The 12,329-nt window shown below is 39.6% G+C and carries 11 protein-coding genes; 2 read left to right on the top strand and 9 right to left on the bottom strand.

Annotated features, from left to right (window positions below):
* From DUT70_RS15865 to DUT70_RS15830, 9 genes are all read right to left on the bottom strand, one after another.
* On the bottom strand, nucleotides 1-954 hold the full coding sequence (locus DUT70_RS15865) for a FecR family protein (protein ID WP_113648340.1): 954 nt from the start codon (nucleotides 952-954) through the stop codon (nucleotides 1-3).
* 10 nt (nucleotides 955-964) lie between these two features.
* Complete coding sequence (locus DUT70_RS15860) at nucleotides 965-1,582, bottom strand: RNA polymerase sigma-70 factor (RefSeq protein ID WP_113648339.1); 618 nt, start codon at nucleotides 1,580-1,582, stop codon at nucleotides 965-967.
* Nucleotides 1,575-3,068: a DUF4833 domain-containing protein gene (locus tag DUT70_RS21210; RefSeq protein ID WP_162926642.1), complete on the bottom strand. Its 1,494-nt coding sequence runs from the start codon at nucleotides 3,066-3,068 to the stop codon at nucleotides 1,575-1,577. The genes DUT70_RS15860 and DUT70_RS21210 overlap by 8 nt, the downstream gene beginning before the upstream one ends.
* A 16-nt stretch (nucleotides 3,069-3,084) precedes the next feature.
* Entirely contained in the window at nucleotides 3,085-3,744 is a 660-nt protein-coding gene (locus DUT70_RS15850; RefSeq protein WP_162926641.1) for a head GIN domain-containing protein, read from the bottom strand.
* Nucleotides 3,745-3,776: 32 nt separating this feature from the next.
* Nucleotides 3,777-4,907, bottom strand: a complete 1,131-nt coding sequence (locus tag DUT70_RS15845; protein ID WP_113648337.1) for a hypothetical protein — start codon at nucleotides 4,905-4,907, stop codon at nucleotides 3,777-3,779.
* Between the two features lie 910 nt (nucleotides 4,908-5,817).
* Nucleotides 5,818-5,955: a hypothetical protein gene (locus tag DUT70_RS21350; protein WP_205529816.1), complete on the bottom strand. Its 138-nt coding sequence runs from the start codon at nucleotides 5,953-5,955 to the stop codon at nucleotides 5,818-5,820.
* Between the two features lie 220 nt (nucleotides 5,956-6,175).
* Nucleotides 6,176-8,569 (bottom strand): phosphocholine-specific phospholipase C, encoded by a 2,394-nt coding sequence (locus tag DUT70_RS15840; RefSeq protein ID WP_240432139.1) that lies wholly within the window; start codon nucleotides 8,567-8,569, stop codon nucleotides 6,176-6,178.
* A 54-nt stretch (nucleotides 8,570-8,623) separates the two neighbouring features.
* Nucleotides 8,624-9,493: an aldose 1-epimerase family protein gene (locus DUT70_RS15835; RefSeq protein ID WP_113648528.1), complete on the bottom strand. Its 870-nt coding sequence runs from the start codon at nucleotides 9,491-9,493 to the stop codon at nucleotides 8,624-8,626.
* Between the two features lie 247 nt (nucleotides 9,494-9,740).
* Nucleotides 9,741-10,730, bottom strand: a complete 990-nt coding sequence (locus DUT70_RS15830; protein ID WP_113648336.1) for a 2-hydroxyacid dehydrogenase — start codon at nucleotides 10,728-10,730, stop codon at nucleotides 9,741-9,743.
* A 143-nt stretch (nucleotides 10,731-10,873) separates the two neighbouring features.
* Between DUT70_RS15830 and DUT70_RS15825 the strand changes: the two genes are divergently transcribed.
* Nucleotides 10,874-11,680, top strand: coding sequence for an alpha/beta hydrolase family esterase (locus DUT70_RS15825; protein ID WP_113648335.1), 807 nt, complete (start codon nucleotides 10,874-10,876; stop codon nucleotides 11,678-11,680).
* Nucleotides 11,681-11,719: 39 nt separating this feature from the next.
* Nucleotides 11,720-12,307 (top strand): Crp/Fnr family transcriptional regulator, encoded by a 588-nt coding sequence (locus DUT70_RS15820; protein WP_113648334.1) that lies wholly within the window; start codon nucleotides 11,720-11,722, stop codon nucleotides 12,305-12,307.
* The last annotated feature ends 22 nt before the right edge of the window (nucleotides 12,308-12,329 follow it).

The following is a 12,329-nucleotide window of genomic DNA, read 5'->3' as shown; positions in this document are numbered from 1 at the left end:
CTACTTTTTAGACAGCAAAATTTCATCGCCGTTACGCTGCATTTTCAGATTCAAGGTACTACAAATGGTCTTCAAGTTATCTTCCAAAGTGTATTTAAAAGGTAAAGTTGTAGAAATACCCAAAGCCTTTGCTCCCTCACTTAAAGAGATATTGCCACCATAAGCTTCATTCAGTACACTAATTACCTTAGGCAAAGGCGTATTGTTGGTCACAAAAAGTTGGGTGCGATAATAGTTGTACAATTCATCCTCCACAGGTTTTTTCTCCAGTTTTTCCTCATGATCCAACAGCGTCGCACGCTCGCCTTTGGTAAGCATTAATTGCTGACCATCTTTATCTACCTTTACAATGCCACTCTCTACAATTACTTCTACACCATTTTGTAGCCGTTTAATGTTGAAAGAAGTACCTACCACTTCCACTTTCACTTTATTAATAGCAATCACAAAAGGGTGAGCACGGTCATGCGCTACATCAAAAAACACCTCACCACTAATCAGCTCTACTTTTCTGTCGGTTTTAAAATCAGTAATATAACTGATATTGGTGTTTTTATTGAGCACCAACTGACTGCCATCTGGCAAAGCTTTATTTAATACTTGTGCATTGCTTTGTACGTCGGTGTAAGTATTTCCAAACTGCTGATAGGCTAGCCAAGCACCAAAGCAAAACACAAAAACGGCAGCTATGCGCAGCCAAATGGCATTGGGCCTTATTTTTTTCACCACAGGAAAAGCGGCTTTTCCTTCTACCCGTTGCTTAAATTTCTGCCAAGCTACTTCTTCATCAACAGTATCGGCAGGAGCTAAGTCCGCACTTTCACTCCATATCCGTTCTAGTTGTTGGTAATAGGTTGCATTTTCGGCACTATCGGCAATCCAATCCTGTACCTGTTTGGTTTCTTCTAACGTGGTTTCTTTAAGCAGAAACTTTATCAAGATCTCATCATTCATATCGCTTCGCTTAATTTAAATAATCATTATAATTGGCCAGTCCCAGTAGTACCAGCACTAAAAAATCAACTAACTTGAGGCGTAAAATTTTAAGGGCCTTGCCCATTTGATTTTCTACGGTTTTGATAGAAATACCTAATCGTTCGGCAATCTCCTTATATTTCAATTCCTCAAAACGGCTCATTTGAAAAATGATTCTACACTGTTCTGGCAAAGCATTTAAGGCGTGCTGCAATTGTCTTTGCAATTCCGAAAGCTCTACCTTGTTAGATGCTGCCTCATGTTCGGTATTCATGGTATGCAGGCTAAAATCTTGGTACTTATTTTTAACCTGCTCATGCTTCATGAGGTTAAGACTATCGTTATACACACATTTATACAAGTATGCTTTAATAGATGTCTGCACATCTAGCAAATGCCTTTTTTCCCATAACTTTAAAAACATCGACTGCACCACTTCTTCGGCGGCATCAAGATCTTTTAAGAGCATGTTGGCATAACTGTGCAGAGCCTTGTAATGAGACTTAAAAAGCTGCTCAAAAGCAGCGTCGTTATATGTTTGTACGGCTATATTCACGTTTGGATAGTTCAAATATATCGGTTTGATTTCAGCTACACAATTAACCATTGGTTAACAAATTAATCCGTTTCAAAATTTGCGCCCCATTCTCGCTATCAATGGTAAATAAATCAATGTACTGCACTTTGGGGAACCAAAAACTTCCACCCTCTACTTTTACAAAAACTCGTTTTAAAAGCAGGTCCTTTCCTTCTTCTTTAATGTAGAGACGATACTGTTGGTCGGTTGGCGATTTCAACAAATACATGGGCAGCTTTTTGTAGGAAACCAAACGGACTTCATAAGCTTCGTTGCCCAAAGCTTTACATTTTACGCCGTAGGCAAATTTCCTTTCAATACCTGATAGTTCCTTAACCACTCCATTTTCTTCATACCTGATCCACGAAGCTTTTACAGGAGATTTTTCGTTTAAGCGGCCATCTTTTTCTAAATTCAATTGATAAACTACGGTGTTGGCGTCAGGTGTACGTTGTAAAAAGAACAACATATTTTTCAACTTCGGTTCGGGCAAGGGAGGCTGGGCCAATAACAATTGCGCCACTAAAAGCAAAAACATTCCTAAAATAGTTCCTTTTAAAAAGCGGGCAAGCTTGTATTGCTTATGGCTTTTGGGTTGCTGTTCCGCTTTATACCGATAAACCTTTGCGGGGCTGGCAAATAAAAAGAAAAGCATTTCCTTTAGGCCATCGCTTTGCCTAACATCTTCAGCAATGGCCCTGTACTCATGAAAATTAAGCACGAAAGGATTACTCTTTTCCGTAAGTGGAGTCGTAAGCCCGTATTTGGGTTTTTCTTCTTCGTACTGAAACGTTCCAAATAAATGGTCCCAGATCATGAACGTGGCTCCGAAATTTTTATCAATGTATTTTTCTTGGCTACCGTGATGTACTCTGTGGTTAGATGGCGTACCAAAATATTTTTCTATCCAAGGATGAAGCTTGCCAATAGTTTCGGTATGTACCCAAAATTGATAAAGCGTACTCATTTGACTGGCTACCATAAAAATTACAGGATGAAAACCGAACAGCGCCACTGGAATAAAAAACACCACCTTAACATGTTGTACCCAACTTTGTCTAAAAGCTACCGTTAAATTGTAATGTTCTGCAGAGTGGTGTACCACGTGCGACGCCCAAAAGAAGCGGTTAAAATGGGAAATGCGATGCGACCAATAGCTGCAAAAATCATAAATCAAAAAGCAAGGCACCAAGCTCCACCAGCCAAATTCCATGCGCCAAGGTAAAAGGTTATACAGCCAAACAGCACCTATAAACAATCCTGATTTCAGGAAAAGATTTACGAGCAAGTTGCCCAAACCCACCCATAGCGATCCTTTCAATTCATCATGGGTATAATCTTCGTGCTTAAATATTTTTCCAAGCACAAACTCCAGTACCGTAAACACCGCTACAAAAGGCAAAGCATAGGTAATAAGATTGGGTGTGCTGCTTTGCAATAGGTATAGATCTTCCAGGGCAAGCTTATGAGCGCCAAAATTGGACCCAAAAGCTTGCCAAAATGATTGGCCAGCCATAAAACTTAAATTTAAATTAGAACTTGATCAGTTTGCCAGATCCGCTAATGTCTTGTTGGATTACTGGGCTACCTTTGTAATAAACTTTACCACTCCCGCTTATCTTTGCCTTGATTCTGTCTTGCACCTGAAGTCTCAAACTTCCGCTACCAGAAATATCAGCATCAGCAGTTTTACTGGTGACATCTTCAAAATCTACGGTTCCAGAGCCCGAAATATCAACCTTTACGTTATCTATATGTAGGGCATGATCCGCCTCTACTTTTCCTGATCCGCTCACGGAGACATTCAAATTGGCAATTACAGGGAAGTTTCCTTCTATTTCGACCTCGGTGCTACCACTTAAATCTATCCTATTCAAGGTAGGCATGGTCAGGATCACTTCTACATCATCCCGCCTTACGTTTACCCCTTCAAAACCAATGTGCAGTACGTTGTTCACGATCCTGGTGGTGTAATGCGGAACAATATTGCTGGAACCTTTTACCACCACATTAAATTCGGTTCCATATTTTACCTCTACAGGTGTGGCACCGCTAGAACTGATTCCCGTAAACTGTCCCAAGTTTCTCGTTTCAGCAACAATGTTTCCATTCGCCGTTAATCGATCCTTTTTACACGCCGAAAAGTAAATAACGAAGACTAAGCCTAACACGATTGCGATTACTTTTTTCATATGTTTCATTTATTTGTGTGTGTGTGAAATCTTTAAAAAACAAATTGTAAACCTGCTTGGTAACCAATATGCAGTGACTGTTTAAAATCTGAGTTTTTACGGTTCCAGGTACGGATCACCAAATCATCACTTTCTGGGTGCAAGGCTTTTCCCTCTACCGTATTGGTACTTACGAAATTGATGGATGGACCTCCAAAAATCTCCAACCAAGGAGCTACTTTTACGGCTGGCAATAACCTAAAAGTACCCTTAAAGTATTCGCCCTTTTCAAAGCTTTCCAAAATCGTTTGCGTTAACTCCATATTTAGCCTAAAATATTTCGATTTAAAGAAATGAGCTCCCAAACCAGCCTCAAAAGCATAAACCTCATCTTTGTTTTTAAGGTTGTAGCCCACTCCAATAATTCCGTACATGTTTTTTCCCCCAGACCTGAACGTTAACATAGACGTCTGACTCTCGTCAATGGTTGCAGCGATGCTTTTTTCTCCGTTTTTGATGATGTTGATGATCCCGATTGGGTTATCGCTCGTTTCGGCAATATTGATGAATCCCGCTACTTGGGCGCCTTTCACCTTTTTGGCAATGTTAATGAACCCAGCAAACTGGCTACCGTTTACATCTTTAGCCACATTCATAAAACCAGCAAACTGTGATGCCGATATATTTCTGGCAATATTAGAAAACCCTGCGAACTGCACGCCTTTCATGTCGCCGCCCGTGGTATTAATGAAACCAGCAAACTGCGCTCCCTCCACATTCTTTTGAGCTAAGTTGGCAAAACCAGCAAATTGGCTACCTTTTGCCGAACGATAGGTATTTAAAAACCCAGCGAATAATGCGCCATTGGTTTGTTTACCGATATGGTTAGAGAAACCAGCAATTTGCACCCCATAGCTCTCGTTACGTACTACATTGCTTAAACCGGCATATGAAAAGCCTTTTTCTACCGAAGAAATGCCCGCTAGTAAATGGATAGATAAATTATTGGTATCTAAAGGTGCGTGTGTACCGTTAGTGCTTAATGGATAAATGAGCCCAAAATGAGCTTTGGTTGTTTTTGCCTCTTGTGCATTGGTTTGGAAGGCTAAGCCTAAAAAAGTAATCCCTAGGTAGGTTGCTTTTTTTATTTGATTAAATTGATTGGTAAAGTTTAACGCTTTCATTTATGTCTTATTTAAAAATGAGACAACAAGAAAGAAATGTACCCCTACGTGAATTTTAAAAAAAGTAAATTTTATTTATAAAACACTACAAATCAATGCTATAAAAAATAATTTTTGAATATTTATATTTTTGAAAAGCAATATTTAGTAATCCTTAGGTAGCATTAGTCCCGCTTTCCACTTTACTCTCCTGATTTAACATCAGGATCGTGTTCGTTTCAATCGGGTTTAAAAACTTGGGTTCAATGAGCAAAAAACCTAAAATTTGTGTATAGTTTTAGATTTTCAAGACCTCTAAGAGGTCAAATATTTATAAAAACCAGCTTATCACCTTTGGTACGACTCCTACAGAGTCGCATGCTCTCGCTCACATTTTTTCTCTACGACCATTGAAATCCTTCGGATTTTCGATTTCTCATTTAGTTAGCGTATCCCCTTACCAGCCTACCTTTTGATGATTGGTGATAACACCAACCATAGGACGAAATCTAAGCTGATATTTTTTTAAAAAGCAATCTTCTGTATTATTTCGGAATATTGACGGGCTATAAAAAGATCGTCATTTCGATCGCAGCGCAGCGAGTGGAGAAATCTTTGAAATATAAAGCAAGCGTGCTGTTGTCAAACGACACGTGTGTCATCGCTCATTAGCACGTGTGTCGTTTAGTGATGACACGCTAGGTATTACCCAACGACACGCGTGTGATTTGGTAACGACACACGTGTCATTTTTAATAAGCAGGTTTTAATGTAAACTTTGACGGTTAATTTCTTACTTCTGGCTTAAGACTGGAGCATTCAGAGACCACAAAAGATCGTCATTTAGAGCGTAGTCGAGAAATCTTTTAAAGTTCAAAGGTTTAACATAGCTTTCAGTGTTTCGAAGATCTATTTCGAGCTTTGATTCGGCTTAATTTACATTGTACAAAGATTTCTCCACTCGCTGCGCTGCGGTCGAAATGACGACCTTCCCCTCACGATCGGCGTTATCACCGTACCAGTTTATCTTTCTAAAGGCTGGGGATAACACCAAACATAGTTCTAACATCACTTTCAGTGTTCCGAAGGCCTATTTTCAACCTTTGTTGCAGCTTAATCTGCATTGTTAAAAGATTTCTCCGCTCGCTGCGCTGCGGTCGAAATGACGACATTTCCCTCTCTGGTCAGTGTTATCACCGTACCGGTTTATCTTTCTAATGGTTGGTGATAACACCAACCATAGGTTCTTAATAACTTTCCGAAAATCTATTTCGGCATAAAACAAAACTTTACAATACCCCGCCCATATAAGGATCAGTAATACTATCCATCCCAGTTTCAATGTGGCCAGCATAATGTTTTTGGTAGTCATCAAACCCATTTACCTTCACCTTGAAATTGTACCAATGATGGTATTTCTTCAAGTTAAGTGATACTATTTTTTTGGCACCTGCATCAACTTTGATGGTCTTGTTATTGGCTTTATACACATCATTAACAATCAATACTTCCATGGTTTGGTTGCTTTTGTTTTCCAAAAGCAACTGCAAATTCCCTGAATATTTTTTTGAATTATCCTGCAACTCCGGCATTGCGGTAAGCAACAAATCAGGATCAGCTTTGCTACCCATAAACCTACGATAAAAACCATTTGGCCCATGTACCGATAAGTCATAACGACCTTGTGCAAAAGCATCTATTTCCCAATTGTCCTCTATGTGATCATTTGCTTTTACGCCAATGTACCAGTTGCGACCTTGTTCACCACTGTAGGTATTTAAAGCCGAAACATTAAAAGGTGCGCCAACGCTTTGCTCGTCGGTAATAAAATCAAGAACGACACTTGTTTTGGTTTCATTTAAACGGGCGTCAACCCTTAAATGATACGGTAAAGCGCAAGCAGGCTTCGTACCTTTTTCCTGTTTGGCCATCAAGGCCGATACGCCATCTTCAAAAGCATGGTGTCGATTGATCTTGGCTATCTCATCTTCCTTTAACGGAAACGGAATGCGTTGTTGAGGCTTGTTCTTTACCTTTTGAATATGATCAATCACCTGATTGCGTTCCAACACATTTGGATATTTGAGCTTCTCACCTTTATAAGGCCTAAATATGGAGGTTAAATTCCCACAAACGGCCCTCCGCCAAGTACTAATTTGTTCGCTCTTTAGTTGCTTTCCAGTTTTATGCTTTAGGAAATCCTCCAAAAACATTAAGGTACTGGTATGGTCAAAAACCTGCGAATTCACATAGCCACCCCTGCTCCATGGCGAGGCTACAATCATGGGTACACGATAACCTAAACCAATGGGGCTACCTTCGTTGGCTTCATAATCCGAGGCAGTATCGATACCCTCAGAAACCTTCCCGCTGGCCAAAGTATCAGGTTTTGGCACTACAAATGGTGGCATATGGTCATAATAACCATCATTTTCATCGTAGTTGACAATAAAAATGGTCTTCTTCCATATTTCAGGGTTTTCAGTCAATATATTTAAAGCTTCCGATACATACCAAATGCCGTATAAAGGCGAACTGGTGTGTTCAGAAAAGCGCTGAGGAGCCACCAACCACGAAACCGTAGGCAATTTCCCTTCTTTAACGTCTTTTCTAAACTGATAAAAAATATCGCCCTTAGGCACATTCAAAGTTTCTTGCTCACCTTGTTCATTTTTATAAGTATGGGGAGCCAAATCTAAATAATCGGCAGCGTTAACATTAGTGGTAAACGCTTTATCAATTAGATTTTTCTCACGCTGTGTTAAACGATTGTATTTTTTAAGCACTTCTTCCGCCGAAAGATTTGGAGTAACCGTTTTGTCGCCATTCTTTCTGAAATAAGCTGATAATTTTACTTGATGCCGCTTTACATATTCCAAGGCATTATCGCCATAGTTCCCTAACCAATCATCGGTTTCAGACGGAAGTTTAGCTGTCCAAATCTCGTTTTGGTACACACGCCAATCAACCCCATTATCTTCCAATAATTCAGGGAAGGTAGGCCAATCTACAAAACGGCCTGTATGCGATTCGGCTTGTGAGTTGTTCACTACTGCCTTGGTTGTTTTGTCGTTGGGATGTGGACGTACATTGCCCGTCCAAAAGAATAATCTGTTGGGGGTGGTTCCTGTTAAAGACGAACAAAAATGATGATCGCAAATGGTAAAAGCATCGGCCATGGCATAATAAAAAGGCAAATCATGTCTTTTATAGTGAGCCAGGCACATGGCTGATTTTGCTGGAATCCAATGGTCATATTTTCCATTATTTCTGGCGGCTATTTGATCGGGCCACGAATGCGCCAAACCTCCCTGCCAAGTAATTTTGGTTTTATGAATATCTACATGAAAAGGTGTATACGCATTTCCTTTGGCATCACGCTGCACCCAAACTTTATCTTGGTTGGGCAAAATATGCGGATGAGGGTCATTAAAACCACGCACTCCTTTCATGGCACCAAACATGTGATCAAACGATCGGTTTTCCTGCATCAGAAAAACGATATGCTCCGCATCATAAAAAGTACTGCCCAATGTAGGGTTAATGGCTAAAGCTCGCTGGATAGCCTCTGGAAACATCGTGGATAATGCCGTAGCTCCCGACAATAAACTGGCTTGTTTTAGGAAATCTCTTCTGGTAGTCAAATCGATTATTTCAAAGTTAAAATTAAGGGACTGTTTCATAAGCTCTTCATCAAGAGTTTACGAAGCAATCTTAAACACTAAATATGATGCCCATTAAAAACAACAAATTTCCCAGCTTCGTTCCCAGCTTTCTCCACTCTGCAACTTTTCCATCCCTTCTTTATCTGCTAACTGCTGGTTGTGGTTAACACCATCGGCTATGCCACACCAAGGTTCCAAACATACAAAATTCGCATCTTTGGCCGCCCAAATTCCAAAGTAAGGAAATCCTTCGAAATGAAAATTTAAGCCATTATAATTTTTATTATTGAGCAGTCGGATATGTTTACTTTTCAGACTTTTAAAAACCAGCGCATCCTCATAAAAGAGCTCATGCTTTAAAGGTAAAATCTTATCGCTAAGCTTTAACGTCGTGGTTTCATCTAAAACCAGGTTATCTACAATGTGATGAAAAGTAAGCTCGTCATCATTATCAAACTGCAGATAATAATCGGTATAAACCCCTTCATTGTGCAAAGGTGCCGCAAAGGCGGGATGCCCACCAATAGAAAACAAAAGTGGTTGATTACTTGGGTTTGAAACCTGATAAGCGCATTGTAAGCTAGCTCCCTGAAGCCGGTATTTAAGGGTGAGTTCAAATTCAAAAGGATAGTTTTTTAAGGTTTCTTCATTATGTCTTAGCTTAAAAGCAATCTCCGTAGTATTTAATTTTTCATAAGAAAATTCCATATCACGGGCAAAACCATGCCTTGATAAATGATAGGATTTGCCTTGGTAGAAATAGGTATTATCTTTAAACGCTCCTACAATCGGAAATAGCACTGGACTAAACTTCCCCCAAAACTTCGCGTCACCACTCCACATATAGTTTACCTCACTATCGGTTCCCATGATACGTTGAAGTTCTGCGCCTTTGGTAGAAAAATCTACCACCAAGTGCTCATTCTTTATAGAAACAATCATGAAATAAAAATAAAGCTTTTCGGAATATCTTTTTGAAATTTTAACAAACTCTAACAAATTGTGCTGGCAGATCAGCAAATAATTGTAGTAACCATGTCTCCCTTTGAAGAGCCTGCTCCGAAACTTCGGAGGAGATTAAGAGGGAAGTTGAACAATTAGCAATAATATTATCCCTCCCTATCCCCTCAAAGAGAGGGGGATATAGCAATAGCTCCTAACATTAGCCACATCGTTTAAACCCTCATTGTCACTCTAACCCTTTTTGATACACTTCGGGGTTAATTACCTGTGGCATTTGCTCGCCCTTTAAAGCTTTAATGATATTTTGGGCTGCCATTATTGCCATTTTTTCTCTGGTTTCTTCAGTAGCAGAGCCTATATGCGGCAGTATACATACATTCTCCATATTTAATAGGGGATTGTTTCTATCCATAGGTTCGGGGTTAGTCACATCTAAACCAGCACCCCAAATAGTTTTATTTTGTAGTACTGTCATTAAATCCTTTTCATTGTGAATAGCCCCACGTGCAGTATTGATAAAGATGGCATTGGGCTTCATTTTTTCAAACGCTGTGAGATTGAACATGCCTTTAGTTTCTTCCGTTAAATTCACATGCACCGAAAGCACATCGCTTCGTTTCAGTAAGTCATCAAAAGATACATAAGTAGCGTTTAATAATTCCTCTGCATTTTTGTTTTTACTTCTGTTATGGTAAATCACCTTCATTCCGTATGCTGCTTTTGCTTTTTTGGCAAGCTCCAATCCTATCCTGCCTAAACCCAATACACCAAGGGTTTTACCGTAAAGTTCTTGTCCTAGGTTTTTCATGGGATCAAAAAATCCCCACTCGCCACGCTCAATGGTTTTATGCATATAGAAGGCTTTTCTCGCTACAGAAAGCATTAACAAGAAAGCCGTATCTGCTGTAGCTTCACTCAATACGTCGGGCGTATTACTGATAGGCATGCCATGTTTAGTGGCGGCGTTAACATCAACCTTATCGTAGCCAACGCTCATTAATGCAATGCCTTTTAAATGTTTACAAGAGCTGAGAAAATGTTCGTCGATTTTATTAGGTCCCACACTTAGTAATCCAACATGTCCCTCACACATTTTAATAAGCTCAGCGGGCGTTAAATCTTTGTTTTCAGTATAAATGCTAAGACCATAACCTTCATTTCTAATCAATTCCAAAGCATTTTCGCTAATTCTACGTGTAACTAAAACTTTCTCCATAACCCAAATTGTGTCTCGTAAAATTAACGCTTTTAATTGGCTATTGTTTAGACAAAAACAGCTATCCAAAGCTATTTCGGCATTTTTAATATATTTTTTACCAAGGAAGTTAAACCTTGCTTCAAAACACCACTCTATCGGATATGCAAGCAAAACATTATCTTAAGATCCAGTTATTGGCATTGTTCATGTTCTCCTCGCTGTTATCGGCAGTAGCTCAAGAGAGTAGTCCAAAAACAATGGAATGGAACATTAATGGCGAGACCAGAAAAGCACTCGTTTATATTCCTGCCGCCGCCAAAAACAAATCAACTCCAGTTATTTTTGCTTTTCATGGCCACGGCGGCACCATGCTCAACATGTACAGAACTAGAAGTTTTGAAAAGCTTTGGCCAGAAGCCATTTTCATTTGTCCGCAAGGATTAAATACGCCAGGTTTGCTTACCGACCCAGAAGGTAAAAAAAGTGGTTGGGTGATGAATGTTGAAGCTGATAAGAATAGAGACTTACAGTTTTTTGATGCCATGCTTAAAACGCTTAAAGCCGACTACAAAGTTGACAACAATCGTATTTATGCCACAGGACACTCCAACGGCGGTGGCTTTACTTATTTGCTGTGGGCAACAAGAGCCAACGAGTTTGCCGCCTTTGCGCCAACCGCTACCGCAGCTGGAAAATTAAGAGGCGACTTAACCCCTAAACCTGCTCTGCATTTAATGGGCGAAGCAGACCCCTTGGTAAAACCATTCATGCAAAAAGCAACTTACAATAAAGTATTATTAGTAAACGGCTGTAGTAAGGAAGGAACAAAATTAGATAGTAATGCCACTTTATACGCTGGTAAAGATGGAAACGATGTCATCATTTTTTTGCACAGCGGTGGGCATGAATACCCACGAAACGCGAACCAAACGATCATCGATTTCTTTAAGAAATATACAAAAAAGTAAAACCAGCATCAAATTTATTCCATTTAGCTATATTTAACTATGGAACAAATGGTGATGCTTAAACATGCTTTACTGGCATTTGCAGGAATAGATGAAGAGAACTTTGATCTTTCGCGTGAATACTGGCAGCCAAGGAATTATCAGAAAGGTGAGTTTTACAACGAATATAAAAACGTCTGCAAAAACTTAGGATTTATCATTGATGGTATTTTTCGCACCTATTATGTAAACGAGGAGACTGGAGAGGAGAAGAACATCTTTTTCTTTTCGCCCCAACAAATTATTGTTTCTTATAAAAGTTTCGTTAACCAAGCACCTTGTAATTATCACACTGAATCGATGACGGCTGCGAGCGTGCTCTATATTAGCTATGCAAATTTGGAGAAACTTTATCAGCAATCACACCAGTGGGAACATTTTGGACGGCTCATTGCAGAGAAAGCTTTTAACCTAGCCATGACCAGAACGGAAGATTTTATTTTTAACACACCCGAACAGCGCTATAAAGATTTAACCGAAGCTCATCCACAATTGGCCAATCATATCCCATTATATCATATTGCTTCTTATTTAGGCATTCAAGGCCCGTCATTAAGTAGAATTAGAAAAAGAATGGTAAGCAAATAACGATTTTAACCTGGGTTAAAAT

Origin of the sequence: Pedobacter chitinilyticus (genome assembly GCF_003313385.1) — a bacterium.
Classification (GTDB): domain Bacteria; phylum Bacteroidota; class Bacteroidia; order Sphingobacteriales; family Sphingobacteriaceae; genus Pedobacter; species Pedobacter chitinilyticus.
This window is presented reverse-complemented; position numbering and strand designations above follow the sequence as displayed.